Genomic DNA, 18,199 nt, shown 5'->3' with positions numbered 1-18,199 from the left:
ACAACGCTGATTCCTGACTCAGCCACGACCTACTCGGGCGAGTTGCCGCGACTGGGCGACCAGGCGGCCGGCGGAGTCCCAGACCTCGACCTCCTCGTCGAACCAGCCGTCGCTGATCATCCGGCCGCTGCCGAGCAGGGTGAGCCAGCCCGGGGCGGGCAGGGCGCGCAGGTGCCAGGTGAGATCCACGGTCGGGGCCCAGCCCCGGGCTCCGGCGGAGAAGATCACCGGAGGGAGGGCGTCCACGGCCAGCGCCAGCACGTAGGGATCGGGGTCCTGCGGTTCGGTCATCCGGAAGTAGGCGCGAGCCTCGGGGCGGCCGGTGGGGTTGTCGCTGAGCCAGCCGATGGTGGGCGGGTCGAACGCCATCTCCATCTGGGCGTTGAGCGTCATGTTCGACTCCGGTTTGGGGTCGGGCAGCCTGACGCACTGCTCGATGGGAGGCATGACCGCCGAAGGACCGTCCGTCCAGTCCGGGGCGATGTCGCCCAGGGTCGCCGTCGTGACGAGGGTCTCGATGAAGGAGGTGTCGTCCTGGACCAGGGTGGCGCGCGTCATCGCGGCGGTGCGACCGGCCTTGATCTGCTCCAGCCGTACGCGGGCGGGGCCTGGCCGGGGTGCGCGCAGGAACTGCGCGCTGGTGGTCACCGGGTGCTCGTGCGGAGAGGCGTCCACGACCGCGCGCAGGAGCACGGCCATGAGGTAGCCGCCGTTGAGTGGCCCTCCGATCGAGTATCCGGGATCCAGGCACACGTCGTAGGTGGTCTCGTCCACCCGGATGGCCTGCGTCGCCTCGTCGAACTTCGTCATCCACACTCCCGAACCTTGTTCTAGAGGGCTCACTTTACCCATCCCGGGCAACTCACGCCTTACCGCCCTTTCACACATGGCACCACCAGGGAAAACGCGCTTTCACCGGAAAACCGGCGGCCATTTCCGGAGGGCCGCACGGGAGCCGGAGGATTTCGCGAGAGATGAAAATCACAGGCACCGGCGAACCCGTCCGCCGGCCGGAGCGCGGGAAGAGCCCGGCCGGCCGGGCCGTTCAAGATCAAGTTTCGGGCGCTCCGCGACGGGGCCCGCTTCGCGAGGCTCGGCGGGACTCGGTGACTCTCACCGGGGGCGAGGGCACGCCGAAGAAACCGGAAAGCTCGCCCGATTTCCCTTAGACGAAACAATCACGTAGTTAGTTCAATGCAAGCCGCCTGCTACCAATGTGCACTAGCTTCTCTATATCCAATAAGTCCACATTGTGAGTGAGCATGTCTGCCAACAATCCCCCCGACCAACCGCCCGCGCCGGACCAGCAACCTGACAGGACGATCGCCTACCGTTGGAACGAGGGTGCGCAGCAGCACAACCAGCCGCACTCCCAGCCCTATCCCCAGCAGGGCGGCTACCCGCAGGGCCAGCCCGGCCATCCGCAGGGCGCGGGGGGTTACCAGCAGGGGCAGCCCGTCTACGGCCAGCAGCAGAGCTACCAGCAACCCGGTTACCAGCAGGCGTACGGCCAGCAGCAGGCCCAGCCCGGTTACGGCCAGCAGCAGGCCCAGCCCGGTTACGGCCAGCAGCAGGCCCAGCCCGGCTATGGCCAGCAGCAGGCGTACGGCCAGCCCAGCTACGGTCAGCAGCCCGGCTGGCAGCAGCAGGGCACCGACTTCCTCAGCTCGGGGCAGCCGCCGGTCCCTCCGGCCCGCAAGGGCGGCAAGGGATTGCTGCTCGCGGCGATCGCCGCCCTGGTCGTCGTCCTCGTGGGTGGCGGCGGCTTCTTCGCGGTCAACCTGCTCAGCGGTGGCGGCACCCAGCCCCATGACGTGCTGCCCGGGAACGCCATCGGCTACGTACGCCTCGACCTCGACCCCGCCGCGAACCAGAAGCTGGCGCTGTTCAGCATCGGCCGGAAGTTCACCGTCACCAAGGACTCCTTCACCGGAGAAGACCCGCGTCAGGCCCTCTTCAACCTGATCACGAAGGAAGACAGCGAGCTCGGCAAGCTGAACTTCGCCACCGACGTCGAGCCGTGGCTCGGCTCCCGCGTCGGCGTGGCCGCGCTTCCCCCCGCCCAGAGCGACGAGGAGGCGCGCGTCGTGGTGGCCGTGCAGGTCACCGACCAGGAGAAGGCCAAGGCCGGGATCGCCAAGCTGATGGGCGAGAGCAAGTACGGCATCACGTTCCGCGATGACTACGCGCTCCTCGCCCCCACTCAGGCGGAGGTCGACCAGGCCGCCAAGGCGGCGCCGCTGACCGAGACCGCCAACTTCTCCGACGACCTGAGCGCCCTCGGCGAGACCGGGGTGCTCTCCTTCTGGGCGGACGCGGGCAAGCTGGCATCGCTGGCCCCGGCCGCCACCCAGGACCCCGCCGCCCTCGCGCAGATCAAGAACCTCCGCCTGGCCGCCGCGCTCCGCTTCGACGGCCAGTACGTCGAGCTGGCGGGCATCAGCCGCGGCGCGCAGGCTCTGGACATGGGCGAGCCCGAGGCCTCCAAGGTCAGCACGCTTCCGGCCTCCACCGCCGCCGCGCTCTCGATCTCCGGTCTCGGCGACCTGGTCGGCAAGCAGTGGGACCAGATCATGAAGTCGGCCGACCAGGCCGCCGGCGGAACCTTCCAGCAGTTCGCCGACCAGGCCCAGCAGAAGTACGGGCTGGCGCTCCCGGCCGACCTGGCGACGCTGCTCGGCAAGAACATCACCCTGGCCCTGGACGCCAACGGCCTCGACAACAACCAGCCCAAATTCGGCGCCCGGCTCACCACCGACCCGGCCAAGGCCCAGGAGGTCGTCGGCAAGGTCGAGAAGGCCATCGCCGACTCCGGCGCCGCCGTCCCGCCGCTCGCCAAGGTTCCCGCTGACGGCACCTTCGTCATCGCCAGCTCCCAGGACTACGCCGCCGAGCTCGCCAAGGACGGCGGCCTGGGTGACGACGAGGCCTTCAAGCTCGCGATCCCCAACGCCGACGAGGCGACCTTCGCCGCCTACGTCGACCTGAACAAGGTCGAGAAGCTCTACCTCCAGAACGTGCAGGGCGAGGAGCGGGCCAACCTCCAGGTCCTGCGAGCCGTCGGCATGAGCGGAACCCAGACGGGCGGCGACGCCTCGTTCTCCCTCCGGGTCCTGTTCGACTAGCCGCACGCGAACTCGACCGGCCGCACACGAGAAAGGGCGGGCGTCCCATCCGGGACGCCCGCCCTTTTCGATGACGTGCGGCGACTTCCGACGACTGAGGGAAACATTCCCCGCGGGCGTGAACGCCCGAGGTTCCCGGCGAATGGTCGCGGTGGGAGGGCGTCAGGCCCAGAGCTGGCCTTCCAGCCGCTCCTCGGCCTCTTCCAGGGTTCCCTCGTAGGCTCCGGTGGACAGGTATTTCCAGCCGCCGTCCGCCACCACGAACGCGATGTCGGCCCGCTCCCCGGCCTTGACGGCCTTGCTCGCCATACCGAGCGCGGCGTGCAGGGCGGCCCCGGTGGAGATGCCCGCGAAGATGCCCTCGGTGGCCAGCAGTTCCCTCGTGCGCCGCAGCGCGTCGGCCGAGGAGACGGAGAAGCGGGTGGTCAGGACGTCGGCGTCGTAGAGCTCGGGGATGAACCCCTCGTCCACGTTGCGCAGGCCGTACACCAGCTCTCCGTAGCGCGGCTCCGCTGCCACGATCTTCACACCGGGGACGTGCTCGCGCAGGAACCGGCCGACGCCCATCAGGGTGCCCGTGGTGCCCAGGCCGGCCACGAAGTGGGTGACGGTCGGCAGATCCTCAAGGATCTCCGGGCCCGTCGACTCGTAGTGGGAACGCCAGTTGGCCGGGTTGCCGTACTGGTAGAGCATCACCCAGTCGGGGTTCTCGGCGGCCAGGCCCTTGGCGACCCGAACCGCCTCGTTGGATCCGCCGGCGCCCGGGGAGGAGATGATCTCCGCTCCCCACATGCGCAGAAGCTGGCGGCGCTCCTCTGAAGTGTTCTCCGGCATCACGCAGATCAGCTTGTAGCCCTTGAGCCGGGCCGACATCGCCAGCGAGATGCCCGTGTTGCCGCTCGTGGGTTCGAGGATCGTGCAGCCGGGCCGCAGGAGCCCGTCCTTCTCCGCCTGCTCGATCATCCACAACGCCGGACGGTCCTTGATCGAACCGGTCGGGTTGCGGTCTTCGAGCTTGGCCCAGATCCGCACGTCCTCCGACGGGGACAGCCGGGGAAGGCCGACCAGGGGAGTCCGGCCGACCGAGTCGATCAGTGAGTCAAAACGCATGGTGTACGGCTTCCGCCTCGTGTCAGCGAACAGGAACCGTCGGCGTGCGCCACCGGCCGCCGAGAGGCCGGTGGCACCGCGACACTAGCGGGAGCCGCCTGCCACGGCCGGCAGGACGGTGACCGTGTCGCCGTCGGACAACGGGGTCTCCAGGCCGCCCAGAAAACGGACGTCCTCGTCGTTCAGGTAGACGTTCACGAAACGGCGCAGTGCGCCCTTGTCGACCAGACGGTCCTTCAGCCCGGGGTGCCGGGACTCCAGGTCGCCGATCAGCTCCTCAAGCGTGGCGCCCGTGCCGTCGACGGCCTTGGCTCCGTCGGTGTAGGTGCGCAGGATGGTCGGAATGCGAACCTCGATGGCCATCGCGGGTCAATCTCCTTTTGTCGTCATGGGAGTGCCGCCCACCGGATCAGAACACCGGGGGGCACGAAGGGATTCCAGGACTGCCGGTCAGCGACAGTCGTAGACGACGACAGAAGGGGTGTGCGCGAACAGGAAGCTCTGCACGGGCGGCAGGCTCGCGTGCCGGGCCCGCGCGCGGGGACGCGAGAGCACGACGTCCTCCAGGCTCGGGTCAACGATCGGCATGGTCACCAGCTTACCCAAAGGGATCGTTCTTCTTCTCAGCCGTATCGGCTGTTGGGACACCGATCATTCGACGATCGCCACTTCTTCCTCCTCCACCACGCCGTCGACGATCCGGTAGGAGCGGAACTCCGCCTTCTCCCCCAGCTCCTCGCGGGTGGAGACGAGCACGTAGTGGGCGTTGGGTTCGGAGGCGTAGGTGATGTCGGTGCGCGAGGGGTAGGCCTCGGTCGAGGTGTGGGAGTGGTAGATGACCACCGGCTCCTCGTCGCGGTCGTCCATCTCGCGCCAGACACGCAGCTGCTCCAGCGAGTCGAAGCGGTAGAACGTGGGCGACCGCTCGGCGTTCTCCATCGCGACGAACCGCTGGGGAGAGTCCGAGCCGATCGGCCCGGCGATCACGCCACAGGCCTCGTCCGGGTGGTCGGCCCGGGCGTGCGCGATGATCTTGTCAACCAGTTCCCGGGAGATCGTGAGCATGTCTGGAAGTTACCAAAGGGCACGGACCAGGGTGTCCTGGAGGTAGGTCAGCCAGTCGTAGGTGACGTACGCCGGGTAGCGCGGATCGTCCTCCGCCATCGCGGCGATCTCGTCGTGGACCTCCTCGGTCACCTCCAGCCGGGTGCCGAGCGCGAGGCGCACGTCGTTCAGCGCGCGCATCCATGCCTGCGCCTGCTCGTGGGTGAGCTCCACCCTGCCGGGCTCGGCGCTGTCGAGCATGGTCTGCGCGTCGGCCCGCTTGCCGTCACGCAGGGTCGCCTCGGTGTAGCGGCGGAACTCCGCGGACTGTTCCGGGTCCTCGTAGGCCGAGGGGAACAGCCGGGCCAGCACCGGATCGGCGGACGGCTCGGACGCTCCGATGCCGAGCGCGCGCTCCAGCGGGTCGTCCCCGGTCTCCCCCGGCTCGATCAGGCCGAGGATCTGGGAGACCAACGAGCGCAGGATCGAGACCTCGGCGGCGTCGAAGACGGTGATCACGCCACCTTCACGCCCCCGCTTGAACCCTGAACTCACCGCTCGCGCCTCCGCCTGAACCCTGAACTCACCGCTCGCTCACCGTTCCTCGCCCGTTTCCCGGAAGCGCCGCACCCGTTTCCCGGAACGCCCGCTCTCCACCCGCGTCCCGGAGCGCCCGCCCCTCACCTGCCACGAACCGAGCCGCGACGGGCCCGTCTTCACTCATGAATCCTGCTGCACGGTGGCCCATAGGCCGTACGAGTGCATGATCTGCACGTCGCGCTCCATCTCCTCGCGGGTGCCGCTGGAGACCACGGCCTTGCCCTTGTGGTGCACGTCGAGCATCAGTTTCTCCGCCTTCTCCTTCGAGTAGCCGAAGACGGATTGGAAGACGTAGGTCACGTAGGACATCAGGTTGACCGGGTCGTTCCAGACGATCGTCAGCCATGGCAGATCAGGCCGGACGTCGATTGACGGACGCTCGACTTCCAACGGAGCGGTGCTACCCACATACCCCAGTCTGCCCTACCGGAGGCATAGTCTTCGACTCGTGACGATGACTATGAGCAGGGCGTTGCTTACTGATCACTATGAGCTGACGATGCTGCAGGCGGCGTTGCGTAGCGGAGCAGCGTCCCGGCACGCGGTCTTCGAGGTTTTCGCGCGGCAGTTGCTCGGGGGACGACGATACGGGGTGGTCGCCGGAACCGGCCGGGTGCTGGAGGCGGTGAAGAACTTCCGCTTCGGCGAGGAGGAGCTCGCGTTCCTCCGGGACAACCACGTGGTGGACGCCCCCACCCTGGACTTTCTCGCCGACTACCGGTTCTCCGGGAACCTGTACGGCTACCGCGAGGGTGAGTGCTACTTCCCCGGCTCCCCCATCATGACCGTGGAGGGCACGTTCGCCGAGGCCGTGCTGCTGGAGACGGTGATCCTGTCGATCCTCAACCACGACTCCGCGATCGCCACCGCCGCCGCCCGGATGGTCCACGCCGCCGGATCCAGGCCGATCATCGAGATGGGCTCGCGGCGCACCCACGAGATGGCGGCCCTGGCCTCCGCGCGGGCCGCATACCTGTGCGGGTTCGCGTCCACCTCGAACCTGATGGCCGGCCACGTGCACGGTGTGCCGACCGCCGGGACCGCGGCCCACGCGTTCACGCTGGTGCACGACTCGGAGAGGCAGGCCTTCCAGGCCCAGCTCGACTCGCTCGGCAGCGGCACGACACTGCTGGTGGACACCTACGACGTGGCGGAGGCCGTGGCGGCCGGGGTGGAGCTGGCGGGCCCCGACCTGGGCGCGATCCGCCTCGACTCCGGAGACCTGGCCGAGATCGCCCACCAGGTCCGCAAGCAGCTCGACTCGCTGGGCGCGCACAAGACCCGGATCATCGTCACCAGCGACCTGGACGAATACGCCATCGCGGCGCTGGCCTCCGCCCCCGTGGACGGCTACGGCGTCGGCACCTCGCTGGTCACCGGTTCCGGTGTGCCCACGGCCGCGATGGTGTACAAGCTCGTCGCCCGTCAGGACGCCGAAGGCGTCATACGGCCGGTGGCGAAGAAGTCGGTGGGCAAGCCCAGCCGGGGCGGCCGCAAGCATGCCTTCCGCGAGCTCGACGCCTCGGGCACGGCGGTGACCGAGCTGGTCACCACCTCCGCCGAACGGCCCGGGAACGCCCGCCCGCTCCAGATCCAGCTGATACGTGACGGTGAGATCGTCGACGGGGAGGACCTGAAGGCGGCCCGCGTGCGGCACCGCGAGACCGTCGCCGAACTTCCCACTGAGGCCCACCACCTCTCCCGGGGCGACGCGGCCATTCCGACCGTGTTTGACTAGCTTCATGGCAACCGCGCTGATCATCGTCGACGTCCAGAACGACTTCTGCGAGGGCGGCAGCCTACCGCTGAAAGGCGGCGCGGAGGTCGCCGCCGCCATCTCCCGGTACGCCGCCTCCCACCACTACGACCACATCGTCGCCACCCGCGACTACCACGTGGACCCCGGCGCCCACTTCGCCGACGAACCCGACTACGTGGATTCCTGGCCCGCCCACTGCGTGGCCGGAACCCCCGGCGCGGACTTCCACCCGGCCTTCGACACCAGGCTCGTCGAGGAGGTGTTCAGCAAGGGCGCCGACGAGGCCGCCTACAGCGGCTTCGAGGGCACCGCACCCGACGGCACCGGCCTGGCCGACTGGCTGGCCCGGCGCCAGGTGGACGCGGTGGACATCATCGGCATCGCCACCGACTACTGCGTGCGCGCCACCGCCCTGGACGCGATCCGCAACGGCCTGGCCGTACGGGTGCTGCTGGACCTGACCGCGGGAGTGTCCAAGTCGACCACCGAGGCGGCCCTGGCCGAGCTCGACAGCGCCGGGGCCCGCCTCAGCGGCGAACCGGTAATCCGGATCTAGAAGCGGGTCACGAAACATCCAAGACGCCCATCACCGTCTGCGATAAGAGTATTACGGAGAGTCGTACTCCTCTGACCCCACGGTGGTGAACCGCACATGCTCGTGCTCGGTGTCTCATGGCTGATCCTGGCTCCCCTGTGCCTGTGGCTGCTGCTGCGCGGCCCCGGGCCGGTCCGGTTGGGCGCCGTGCTCGCGCTGGCCGGGTTGGAGGCCGCCACGATCTGGGTCAACAACACCGTCCAAGCTCCACCGGCCCCGATCGCCCGGCCTGCGACGATGCCCGTTCCCGCGGCGGAGGCGGCCGGGCGCGTGCCCCCCTGTTCCACCCGGCTGCCCGTTCCCGAACGGGCGCGGGCCGCCCGGAGCCAGGGCGAGCTGCGCGCCGTGACGTTCTTCTGGACGGCCTCGGCGGACGAGTGCGACACCACGACCGTCGTCCTGCGCCAGGCGAACCGCAGGATCAGGGTCTGGATGCACGAGGGGCCCATGAAGCATCGGCCCGCCGGCGCCCGGACGCTCCCGGTGGACGTCTCGGGCGGGGTGGCTTCCGCCGAGGTGCGTCTCGTACCGCCGCTGTCCGCCGAAGGGACGTTCACGACAGTCGACGGCCGGACCGGCCGGCCGATCACCCTGCGCTGACCGGTCCGGCCAGAACGCGCAGACGCAGACCGTGGAACCCGGCCGGGTCGTCCCGCCCCCGAGGTCGCCTCCAACTTCGCCGTCGGCCTCGACTGGTTGCTGGCCGGCATCGCCACGCGGTGACCCGCGGCGACCCGGCGAAGCCCCCGCGGAGCAGACCTAGCGGGACCGCTGGGTGGCCCAGTGGCGGATCTTGTCGATCCGCTCCTGGACCTGCTCGGCGGTGGCCTGAGCGATGGCCGGACCGCCGCAGGCCCGGCGGAGCTCCGCGTGGATGACGCCGTGGGGCTGGCCGGTGCGGTGGTTCCACGCTCCCACCAGCCCGTTGAGCTCCTTGCGGAGGTTGGCGATGAGCTCGTGCGGGGCGAGCTGGGGCTCCTTGGGCTCGGGCTTGTTCCGCTTGGCCTTGAGCTGGTCGGCCTGGCGCTTGCTCAGCAGGGTCCGCACCTGGTCGGGCTCCAGCAACCCGGGCAGGCCGAGGAAGTCTTCCTCCTCGGGCGAGCCCGGTTCGGCGGCGGTGCCGAACTCGCCGCCGTCGAAGAGCACCCGGTCGAAGGTGGCGACCGCCTCCAGGGTCTCGAACGGCAGCTCGTCACCCAGGACGTCGGGGTTGTCCTTCTTGCGCTGGGCGTCGTCGAGGAGGAAGTCGTCCAGCCCCTCCTCCGGCAGCTTGCGGTCGAGCACATGGTCGCGCTCGGCCTCCATCTCCCCGGCCAGTCCCATCAGCGTGGGCACCGAGGGCAGGAAGACCGAGGCGGTCTCCCCACGCTTGCGCGCCCGGACGAAACGGCCGACGGCCTGGGCGAAGAACAGCGGAGTCGAGGTGCTCGTGGCGTAGACACCGACGGCCAGGCGCGGGATGTCGACGCCCTCGGAGACCATCCGGACCGCGACCAGCCAGCGATCCTGGGACGCGGAGAACTGCTTGATCTTCTTTGACGCCTCGGGGTCGTCGGAGAGCACGACCGTGGCACCCTCGCCGGTGATCGTGCGGATGTGCTTGGCGTAGGCGCGGGCCGTCTCGTGGTCGGTGGCGATGACCAGGCCACCCGCGTCGGGCACGCCCCTGCGCACCTCGGTCAGCCGCCTGTCGGCCGCGTGGAGCACCTGCCTGATCCAGTCGCCCTTGGGGTCGAGTGCGGCCTTCCAGGCCTGGCCGAGCTGATCCTTGGTGAGCGGGGTGCCGAGAGTCGCGGCGATCTCGTCGCCCGCGCGGGTCCGCCAGCGCATCTCACCCGCGTAGGCGAGGAAGATCACCGGCCGGACGACGCCGTCGGCGAGCGCCGGGCCGTACCCGTAGGAGTAGTCGGAGAGGCTGCGCCGGATGCCCTCGCCGTCTTCGGCGTAGGTGACGAACGGGATCGGGTTGACGTCGGACCGGAACGGCGTGCCGGTCAGCGCCAGGCGCCGCGTGGCGGGCTCGAACGCCTCACGCACACCGTCACCCCAGGACTTCGCGTCACCCGCGTGGTGGATCTCGTCGAAGATGACGAGCGTCTTGCGCGCCTCGGTCCGGGCGCGGTGCAGCGCCGGGTGCATCGAGATCTGGGCGTAGGTGACGGCCACCCCGAGGTAGTCGCGGGAGGTCGCGCCCTGGCTGTTCTTGAACTCGGGGTCGATGGGGATGCCGACCCTGCCGGCGGCGTCGGCCCACTGCTGCTTGAGATGCTCGGTCGGTGTGACGATCGTCACAGCCCGGACGATCCCTCGTGACAGGAGCTCGCTGGCGATGCGCAGCGCGAAGGTAGTCTTGCCCGCGCCCGGCGTGGCGACCGCGAGGAAGTCACGCGGCTCACGCCTGGAGTACAGGTCAAATGCCTCCTGCTGCCAGGCACGGAGCTTCGGCGCGGTGCCTCGGGCGGCACGGTCCGGATAGGAGGGGGACAGGTGGGATGCGGCGGAAGTGCTCACAGTGTCCCCAGGGTAATCTGAGTCGACGACAAGACGTGCCGATCGGGCGAGATCCTCGCCAAGGTCACCTCCACGTGCTAGGGGTCTCCGGCCCCGTACGGCCGCGCCCTCCCCGCGCCCCCGGCGCCTCCCGCCGCCCCCGGAACACTCCGCCGCGGGCGCCCGCCGCGCGTGCGGACGGGCCGCCACGACGCCTAACGGACTCCGGCGATCACCGCGTCGATCTCGGCCCTCAGCCGGGGGTCGTCCGGCTGGGCCATGCCGACCACCACGACCGGCCGCCCCCCGGGATCCGTGAGGAACACCACACGAAGATAGGACGGGCGGTTGACCACATCCCGGTATTCGGCCCGCAGGGAGCGGCTGTGCCCGCTCCGCCCGCCCACGGTGACCGCCCGGTCGTCCACGACCGTCACCTCGTCACCGTGGAGCAGCAGCCGGGCGTACAGGTCGGTGAGCTCGACCGTGGCCTTGCGCACGTCGGTCACCGGCTCCGCCGGCCTGGTCATCACCGTCGCCGTCCCGTCCTTGCCCGCCACGGAGGTGAACCCGGTGACGGGCACCACCGCGCCCACCCGCCAGCCTTCGAGCAGCGGATAGCCCACCCCCGCCGCGGGGTCGCCCACCCGGCCGGGCGGCGAGGAGGACGGCTGTGCCCGCGGGACCAGGGCGACGCCCGCCACGACGATCCCCGCACCGGCCACCAGGGCGAGCGATCCGAGCAGGCGGCGCCGCAGGCGGCTGGGGACCCGGCGGGGCGGGGCCGCGGGCGTGCCGTACCAGCGGGCCGAGGGGGGAAGGTCGTCCTGGGAGCCGGCTCCCACCGGCAGCCGCGCCCGGCGGGGCCGCTCGTCCTTGCCGTCCGGCTCTCCGGAGGGCCACACCCGGTGCCGCCCCTGCTTTCGGGGCTCCTGCGGCGGCCATGCCTGGCGAGGCCGTTCGTCCACGAGGCCTACCTCCCGGTGGTCACGGTCATCCCGTCCTACCATGCCTTCCGCGGCGCGGTCCGGCTATAGGCGATCGCCGTTATGGGAGGGGCTGCGAACCGCCGATCGTTTCATCGGTGTCCATCGGTTCTTCTCCGGCTTCTTCCGCCTGGTGGGGTGGCCCGCCACCTGGAGTCCGGCACCGGCCGCGTCCTGTCGGCCACCGCCGGGCCGAGGGGGCCGGCCGTCATGATGACCGTCCGTCACTCGCCCTGGTCGGCGGAGTCCTGCGCCTGACGGGTAGGTCCGCCCTGCGCCTCGATGAGCCGTTCCACCCCATCGAGAATGCGGGCCAGCCCGAAGCCGAACGCGTGTGCCGGGTCGATGGAGGCCTGGTGCTGCTCACCGGCCGCCTGCCCGACGCGGGATGCGACCGGAAAGCGCCGCGCGTCCACGACCTTCTCCAGCATCGGAGCGGCGGTCAGCCACCACTCCTCCTCGGTCAGGCCTGAAGTGTGCTGGGTCTGGGCGAGGTGCGCCTGCGTCCGGGCGACTCCCTCGACCTGGGTGAGCACGAGAGTGAGCACGGAGTCCATCTGCACATCCGACAAGCCGATGCCGTCGAGGGCGCGCAGCTCCGCCTCGTATTTGAGGATCGCGTTGGGGCCGAGCGAGGGACGCCCGCCAACGGCCTGCAGCAGCCAGGGGTGGCGCTGGTAGAGGTTCCAGTTTCGCTCGGCGATGAACTCCAGCGCATCCCGCCAGCCACCTCGGCGGGTGGCGGGCTCGTCGACGTCGGCGTAGAGCTCGCCCAAAGCGGTATCGACCATGAGATCTGTCAGTTCGGCTTTTCCTGGGATGTGTGTGTAAAGCGACATCGTCCCGACGCCGAGCCGCTCGGCCACGCGGCGCATCGCCGCCGCCTCCAGCCCTTCGGCGTCGGCGAGCTCCATCGCCGCTTCCACAATCGAGCGCACCGTGAGGCCGGAGCGCCCCGGTCTCGTGTGGGCACCCCAGAGCAGCGCCAGGCTGCGGGCCGGATCACTTTTTCCACTCACGGAAACATTCTCCAGCTCAATCGCGTTACGGCAACCTGCTTGCCGTACGCTGTACGGCACATAGTACGCAAGCGGGCGGAGCGAGAGAAGGACGACGGCGAACGAGACGCAGATCGCCATCGCGGCCTGGAACCCGCTGCCGGCGACGGCTCCATGGAGTTCTCCGTACGGCTCATGCGGTGGCGAGGGAATGAATTCCCGCTTCCGTGTATTGTACGGTACAGCGTACGGAACGGAAGGGATGCGCATGTACCAGCCGAGCGACGAGGAACTGAAGAGCATCGAGGCATGGTTCGCCGAATACGACGGGCTGGCCGCTCATGGCGCGATCGAGAAGCTGGCCGATCTGGCGGTCTTCCCGATGAACCTGGTCACCGACGTACCCGGCGGCTACGCGGCGGTCCGGCAGTGGACGCGGGAGGAGTACGTCGAGGCGATGAAGGAGGCCATGGGCGGGGGCACGGCGGGACTCGGGCTCGAGTCGAAGAGGACTCCGCGCTTCCTCAGTGAGAACCTCGTGGTCGTGGAGACCGAGGCGACGATGACGATCGAGGGCCAGCGGCAGGAGATGCACTACGTCGACCTTCTGGTACGCACCGAGGACGGGTGGGCGTTCCAGACGATGGTGCAGGGCGGCTGGGGATACGGCTGGCCGGCCACGAAGCGCGGCTAGAAGATCACTGAAGATCGTGTGCTCTGGCCCCGCGTCGGGTGACGCGGGGCCGGACTCATGGCTGTGCGGGGCGAGTCAGGAGACGTCTCGCATGCGTCCGGAGACCGTCACTCCGAGCAGGCCCACGGCCGCCGTGAGGGCGATGATCGTGGTGTAGCCGGTGGCGATGTCGTTATGACCGATCAGATTGATCAGCACGCCGCCGAAGCCGATCGTGAGTGCGCTGCCCAGGGTGTCGACGACCTGGAGGGCGGCGGAGTTCGCGCCCTGCTCGGCGTCGGGCGACTGGCGCATCGCGGTGACGCTGACACTGGTGACGCCGATGCCCATGCCGAATCCGGCGACGACCCAGGCCGGCACGGTGACCCAGCCGGTGACGCCGGGCACGAGCGCGAGCAGGGTCAGCAGGATGCCGGAGGTGACCGCGGTGGCGCCGATCCGCACCAGCAGGGGGCGGTCGTAGGAGCGGCGGGTCTGCAGGTAGGAGCCGGTCGACCAGCCCAGCGCGCCGAGGGTGAGCGCCACCCCCGCCTCGGTGACCGAGAAGCGGTGCACCTTGGTGAGCATCAGCGGGATGAACGCGTTGACCCCGAAGAACGCCGAGGAGAGCACGCCGCGCATCATGACCGTGGTGGGCAGGCCGCGGCCGAACCTGAGCGCCCGGGGAGGCAGCAGCCTGGGCAGGCCGACGGCCAGCAGGGCCAGTCCGGCGGCGGTGGCGATCCCGCCGGGCACCGGGGTGGTGTGCAGCCGGTCCACGCCGTACAGCAGCACTCCGGCGCCGCTCGCCGTGGCCGTGGCCGCCAGGGTCATCGCCAGCGGCCGGGACCGGGGCCCCGTCGACGGCTCGGGCGCCGGGCCCTCTCCGGTGCGCAGCGCGGGCAGGAGCATCACCATGGCCGGGATCACCAGCGGCACGATCCCATAGAAGACCCACCACCACCCGGCCGTCTGGGCGATGATCCCGCCGAGGCCGGGCCCGACCAGTGCGGGCAGCACCCAGGCGGCCGACAGGGCGGCGAACACCCTGGGCCGGACGGCGGGGTCGTAGACTCGCGCGATCATCACGTAGATCGCCACGATGACCGCGCCGCCGCCCAGTCCCTGGACGGCGCGCGCCGCGATGAACACTTCCTTGGATCCGGCCGAGCCCGCGAGCACCATGCCCGCCACGAACAGGGCCACACCGAGCAGGAACGGCCAGGCGTGACCTCGCCGGTCGGACCAGAGCCCGGCGGCGACGTTGGCGAACAGACCGGCGATGAGGAAGGCCGAGAAGCTCATGCCGTACAGGTCGAGCGCGTCGAGGTCCTTGGACACCGCGGGCATGATCGCGCCGATGGACATGCCCTCGAAGGCGATCAGCGTGACGACGAGCAGGATGCCGAGTGATGCCGTGCGGTAGTCGGGGCCGAAGATCCGAGGAGGTGTGTACGGAGCGTCAACCGTCTTCGGTACTGTCACCCGTTAAGGGTAGTGGTCCCCGCCGAATCCCGGTAAGCCAGCCACATCTCCTGCATCCTGGACGCCTGACCGGCGGTGAACTCGGTCATGCAGCGGTCATGGGCGTAGTCCATGAAGTTGTGGATCGGGTCCGGCCCCTCGCCCTTGCAGGTGTCCTTGCTGGCCGGGCAGCTCTCGGTGGGATAGGCCTCCGGCGAGGTGTCGCTGATCCCGTCACCCGGCGGCTGGCAGCCGTTCTCGAAGGTGTGCAGCAGCCCGAGCCAGTGGCCGATCTCGTGAACCGCGGTGAACCCCCGGTCGAAGTTGCGCAGCGACCCGCCCGGCAGGCTGCGCCAGTCGATGACCACGCCGTCGGTGGCGGGCTCTTTCTTGTACCAGTAGGGGTAGGTGGAGTAGCCGAGCATCAGCTGGCTGAGCTGGGCGACATAGAGGTTGAGGGTCTCCGCGCCGCCCTTGCGCATCTGCTTGATCACCCGCTCGTGAGCGAACGGGTCGCGGAACCAGGTCGCGTTTTCGGTCCGGGTGAGACCGTCGAGGCGGAACCGGATCCCGGTGTCGGCTCCGCCGAGCAGGCCGCCGTAGGCGGCGTTGAGCGTGGCGATCTGGCTCTGCACCGCGCTGTCCTGCGCCCCGAGGGACCCGGAGGTGATGACGTGCACCCAGGTGGGAATCGTGATGGTGCCTCGGTCCCCGCGGCGCAGCGCGGACTGGCGCGACCTCAGGTCGGCCATCATCTCCGCGATCTGCGCCTGGTCCGGTGCGTACGGCTCGGGCCCGCGCCCGGGGCTCACGGCCCGTGCGGCACCGGCGCACCCCTGGGGCCCGCTCGCGGCGGACACCGGGGCGGGGATGAGGCAGGCCCCACCCACCGTGAACAGGCATACGGAAAAAACGGCGATCGCGCGCCGAGCCATGCGCTCCCCCGACAGGTCACATCCGCTGGTCGATTGCCGCTCGACGGCGACGTCTCGACCGTAACCTCATCGGTGGCGATCACCCATGAGCAACACTCACTCGTTGTCGCCGTCTTCGCCCTTGGGCAGCCCCTCGTAGATCTCCTTGCACTCGGGGCAGACCGGGAACTTCTGCGGATCCCGGTTCGGCACCCAGACCTTGCCGCAGAGCGCGCGCACCGGAATGCCGCTGAACGCGCTCTCCATGATCTTGTTCTTCTCGACATAGTGGGCGAACCGCTCGTGGTCGCCGTCGCCGTGGGACAGGTCCGGCCGGATGTCGCTCTCAGGGAGAATCTTCGTGCTCACCCTGCCGATTTTATGCCCGGACCACCGTGGTTCCCGCCCCGGCGCTCACCGACGCCGCGAACCCGGCCGTCCAGCCCAGCACGCCCCCCCAGAGCAGCCCGGCGGTCACGGCCCCCAGCAGGAAACCGGCGTAGGCGCCGGGACCGGCCTCGACGATCTGTGAGATGACCACCGCGCGCAGCACCCCGGCCACCACCGCGCCCAGGACGAAGGCGCCCCAACCGGAGAAGAAGGCCCGCACGGCCCCGCCCCTGCGGCGTGCGGTCAGCCAGCCGACCACACCGACCATGACCAGGGCGGCGAGGCTCTCGGTGAGCGTGAGGAGCCAGCCCGTCTCCCCGAGCGGGACGACCCGCAGTCCGGGCAGGCCGTACGGCAGGCCCACCGCGGAGGGCACGGCGAGATAGCCCGCGACGGTGGCGAGGCGCGCGCCGAACATCCCGAACGCCAAGACGATCAGCAAGGTAACGACCGCCGGCAAGCCATTGCGAACAAAGCTCATGTTCGGCAGGCTAACGCTCAACCGATTTCCACGAAAGACCCGGATCGGGGCCTCAGCGCACGCCATGTGCCGGGCCTCGGGAAGGTGGCCGGGAGATGGAGGCATCGCGATGAAGCGTCCGCGTTTGGCCGTCGCGGGACTGGCCCTGGCCGTCGCCGTCGCGGGCGGGCTGGTCTCGGCCGTCCGGGGTGACGCCCCCGGACGCGTCCCGCGGTTCGTCACCGACGACCGGGGACGGGTGCTGACCCTCCACGGCTTCAACACCGCGAGCAGCGCCAAGGGCACCCCGGACGGACTGCCCAAGCTGACCGAGGCGGACGTCGAGACCGAATACCGGGCGATGGGCACGAACTTCGTCCGGTTTCTGGTGCAGTGGCGAGCCGTCGAACCAGCCCCCGGTGTCTATGACACGAAATATCTGGAAAAGGTGGCCGAGCGGGTCGGCTGGTACGCCAAGCGCGGCTACCACGTCATGCTCGACATGCACCAGGACCTGTGGGGCGACCGCGTCACCCCCGACGGGCACGCGGGCAACGGCGCTCCCGGGTGGGCCACCTACACCGACGGCCTGCCGGTCGCCCGCGAACACGACACCTGGGAGCTGTACTACCTCGACCCCGGCGTCATGCGGGCCTTCGACCACTTCTGGAACACCACCGGCGAGCACCCCGAGCTGATGGACCACTACGCCAAGGCCTGGCGGGCGGTGGCGGAGCACTTCAAGGACAACCCGGCGGTCATCGGCTACGACCTGATGAACGAGCCGTGGGGCGGCGCGGTGCAGGGCGCCGCGTTCGAGAACGGCCCGCTGGCCGAGCTCTACCGGCGCACGATCGCGCAGATCAGGACCGTCGACCACGACAACTGGATCTTCGTGGAGCCGCAGGCGGTCGGGATCAACTGGGGCCTGCCCAGCGGCCTGCCCCGCCTGGAGGACCCGCGCGCGGGCGAGCCGCGGATCGGCCTGGCCCCGCACGTCTACCCGCTCCCGCTGGACCTGAACGAGGACTACGTGGGCGCCTCCCGCGAGTGGACCGACCGGACCCTGGGCTGGTGGCGCGCGAACATGCTCCGCCTCGCCGAGCGCCAGGACGGGCCGGTCATCCTGGGCGAGTTCGGCCTCGACACCACCCGGCCGGGCGCGACCGACCTGGTGGAACGGGTGCTGGACCTGACCGACGAGGCCGGCATGGGCCGGGCCTACTGGTCGCGCGACCCGGGGCCGTGGGGCCCCTACGACTCCAAGGGCAACCCCGGGCCGCTCGTGCCCGTCTACGCCAGGCCGTACCCGAGGGCGATCGGCGGCGTCCCCCGGCAGATCACCTATGACCGCGAGGCCCACTCGCTGACCGTGCGCTTCGACGCCAACGGGACCGGCCCGACCGAGATCTACCTGCCCGCCGACGAGTTCCCCCGTGGCGGCAAGGTCGCCGGGGCGACCTCCTCCACCTGGGACCCGGACCGGCGGGTCCTGACCGTGGTGACCCCGGCCTCGGGCGCCCAGACGCTCACGGTCACCCCTGCGTAGACGAGTACGGCTCCCGCCGGGCGATGGCGGGAGCCGTACGGC

20 protein-coding genes are annotated in these 18,199 nt (G+C 70.0%); 6 read left to right on the top strand and 14 right to left on the bottom strand.

All coding sequences use genetic code 11. The features are described from left to right. Positions 1-18: 18 nt before the first annotated feature. Entirely contained in the window at positions 19-810 is a 792-nt protein-coding gene (locus ACFY2X_RS27435) for a thioesterase family protein (protein WP_389943094.1), read from the bottom strand. Between the two features lie 452 nt (positions 811-1,262). Between ACFY2X_RS27435 and ACFY2X_RS27430 the strand changes: the two genes are divergently transcribed. Further along, on the top strand, positions 1,263-3,125 hold the full coding sequence (locus tag ACFY2X_RS27430; RefSeq protein WP_389943088.1) for a DUF3352 domain-containing protein: 1,863 nt from the start codon (positions 1,263-1,265) through the stop codon (positions 3,123-3,125). Positions 3,126-3,287: 162 nt separating this feature from the next. Here the strand turns inward: ACFY2X_RS27430 and ACFY2X_RS27425 are convergent, their stop codons facing one another. From ACFY2X_RS27425 to clpS, 6 genes are all read right to left on the bottom strand, one after another. Then, positions 3,288-4,235 carry a PLP-dependent cysteine synthase family protein gene (locus ACFY2X_RS27425; protein ID WP_389943085.1) on the bottom strand — a complete coding sequence of 316 codons (948 nt, stop codon included), beginning with the start codon at positions 4,233-4,235 and terminating at the stop codon, positions 3,288-3,290. An 84-nt stretch (positions 4,236-4,319) separates the two neighbouring features. Next, a complete protein-coding gene (locus ACFY2X_RS27420; RefSeq protein WP_389943082.1) occupies positions 4,320-4,598 on the bottom strand; it encodes a MoaD/ThiS family protein in 279 nt (92 codons plus the stop codon). Between the two features lie 87 nt (positions 4,599-4,685). After that, positions 4,686-4,823 (bottom strand): hypothetical protein, encoded by a 138-nt coding sequence (locus ACFY2X_RS27415; protein ID WP_389943079.1) that lies wholly within the window; start codon positions 4,821-4,823, stop codon positions 4,686-4,688. 63 nt (positions 4,824-4,886) lie between these two features. Beyond that, positions 4,887-5,300 carry a Mov34/MPN/PAD-1 family protein gene (locus tag ACFY2X_RS27410; RefSeq protein ID WP_389943076.1) on the bottom strand — a complete coding sequence of 138 codons (414 nt, stop codon included), beginning with the start codon at positions 5,298-5,300 and terminating at the stop codon, positions 4,887-4,889. A 9-nt stretch (positions 5,301-5,309) separates the two neighbouring features. Next, positions 5,310-5,798, bottom strand: coding sequence for a DUF2017 domain-containing protein (locus ACFY2X_RS27405; protein ID WP_389943073.1), 489 nt, complete (start codon positions 5,796-5,798; stop codon positions 5,310-5,312). A gap of 201 nt (positions 5,799-5,999) precedes the next feature. Continuing rightward, positions 6,000-6,287, bottom strand: coding sequence for an ATP-dependent Clp protease adapter ClpS (gene clpS / locus ACFY2X_RS27400; RefSeq protein WP_389943070.1), 288 nt, complete (start codon positions 6,285-6,287; stop codon positions 6,000-6,002). Between the two features lie 46 nt (positions 6,288-6,333). On the opposite strand from clpS, the gene ACFY2X_RS27395 reads away from it, so the two are divergent. The 3 genes from ACFY2X_RS27395 to ACFY2X_RS27385 all read left to right on the top strand — a co-directional run bounded on the left by ACFY2X_RS27395 (position 6,334) and on the right by ACFY2X_RS27385 (position 8,833). After that, complete coding sequence (locus ACFY2X_RS27395; protein ID WP_389943555.1) at positions 6,334-7,617, top strand: nicotinate phosphoribosyltransferase; 1,284 nt, start codon at positions 6,334-6,336, stop codon at positions 7,615-7,617. Positions 7,618-7,621: 4 nt separating this feature from the next. Beyond that, the gene (locus ACFY2X_RS27390; RefSeq protein WP_389943067.1) at positions 7,622-8,194 is read left to right on the top strand and encodes a nicotinamidase; all 573 of its coding nucleotides are present in this window, start codon (positions 7,622-7,624) and stop codon (positions 8,192-8,194) included. A gap of 96 nt (positions 8,195-8,290) precedes the next feature. Continuing rightward, the gene (locus ACFY2X_RS27385; RefSeq protein WP_389943064.1) at positions 8,291-8,833 is read left to right on the top strand and encodes a hypothetical protein; all 543 of its coding nucleotides are present in this window, start codon (positions 8,291-8,293) and stop codon (positions 8,831-8,833) included. Between the two features lie 159 nt (positions 8,834-8,992). On the opposite strand, the gene ACFY2X_RS27380 is transcribed toward ACFY2X_RS27385, so the two are convergent. From ACFY2X_RS27380 to ACFY2X_RS27370, 3 genes are all read right to left on the bottom strand, one after another. Continuing rightward, a complete protein-coding gene (locus tag ACFY2X_RS27380; RefSeq protein ID WP_389943061.1) occupies positions 8,993-10,744 on the bottom strand; it encodes a DEAD/DEAH box helicase in 1,752 nt (583 codons plus the stop codon). 194 nt (positions 10,745-10,938) lie between these two features. Continuing rightward, the gene (locus ACFY2X_RS27375) at positions 10,939-11,691 is read right to left on the bottom strand and encodes a hypothetical protein (protein ID WP_389943058.1); all 753 of its coding nucleotides are present in this window, start codon (positions 11,689-11,691) and stop codon (positions 10,939-10,941) included. 242 nt (positions 11,692-11,933) lie between these two features. Next, positions 11,934-12,728, bottom strand: coding sequence for a TetR/AcrR family transcriptional regulator (locus tag ACFY2X_RS27370; protein ID WP_389943055.1), 795 nt, complete (start codon positions 12,726-12,728; stop codon positions 11,934-11,936). Between the two features lie 247 nt (positions 12,729-12,975). On the opposite strand from ACFY2X_RS27370, the gene ACFY2X_RS27365 reads away from it, so the two are divergent. Beyond that, on the top strand, positions 12,976-13,401 hold the full coding sequence (locus ACFY2X_RS27365; protein ID WP_389943052.1) for a nuclear transport factor 2 family protein: 426 nt from the start codon (positions 12,976-12,978) through the stop codon (positions 13,399-13,401). Between the two features lie 75 nt (positions 13,402-13,476). Here ACFY2X_RS27365 and ACFY2X_RS27360 read toward each other — a convergent pair whose 3' ends face one another. The 4 genes from ACFY2X_RS27360 to ACFY2X_RS27345 all read right to left on the bottom strand — a co-directional run bounded on the left by ACFY2X_RS27360 (position 13,477) and on the right by ACFY2X_RS27345 (position 16,629). Continuing rightward, positions 13,477-14,865: an MFS transporter gene (locus ACFY2X_RS27360; protein WP_389943049.1), complete on the bottom strand. Its 1,389-nt coding sequence runs from the start codon at positions 14,863-14,865 to the stop codon at positions 13,477-13,479. Continuing rightward, positions 14,862-15,704 (bottom strand): zinc metalloprotease, encoded by an 843-nt coding sequence (locus tag ACFY2X_RS27355; RefSeq protein WP_389943046.1) that lies wholly within the window; start codon positions 15,702-15,704, stop codon positions 14,862-14,864. Before ACFY2X_RS27355 ends, ACFY2X_RS27360 begins: the two co-directional genes overlap by 4 nt. A 171-nt stretch (positions 15,705-15,875) precedes the next feature. Further along, a complete protein-coding gene (locus tag ACFY2X_RS27350) occupies positions 15,876-16,127 on the bottom strand; it encodes a DUF3039 domain-containing protein (RefSeq protein ID WP_389943043.1) in 252 nt (83 codons plus the stop codon). Between the two features lie 10 nt (positions 16,128-16,137). Then, positions 16,138-16,629 (bottom strand): hypothetical protein, encoded by a 492-nt coding sequence (locus ACFY2X_RS27345; RefSeq protein ID WP_389943040.1) that lies wholly within the window; start codon positions 16,627-16,629, stop codon positions 16,138-16,140. 109 nt (positions 16,630-16,738) lie between these two features. Between ACFY2X_RS27345 and ACFY2X_RS27340 the strand changes: the two genes are divergently transcribed. Then, positions 16,739-18,157 (top strand): cellulase family glycosylhydrolase, encoded by a 1,419-nt coding sequence (locus tag ACFY2X_RS27340; protein WP_389943037.1) that lies wholly within the window; start codon positions 16,739-16,741, stop codon positions 18,155-18,157. Positions 18,158-18,199: the final 42 nt, after the last annotated feature.

Origin of the sequence: Streptosporangium sp. NPDC000396 (assembly GCF_042898655.1) — a bacterium.
Taxonomy (GTDB): domain Bacteria; phylum Actinomycetota; class Actinomycetes; order Streptosporangiales; family Streptosporangiaceae; genus Streptosporangium.
Note: the sequence above shows the minus strand (reverse complement) of the source record. Positions and strands in the feature narration are given on the sequence as shown.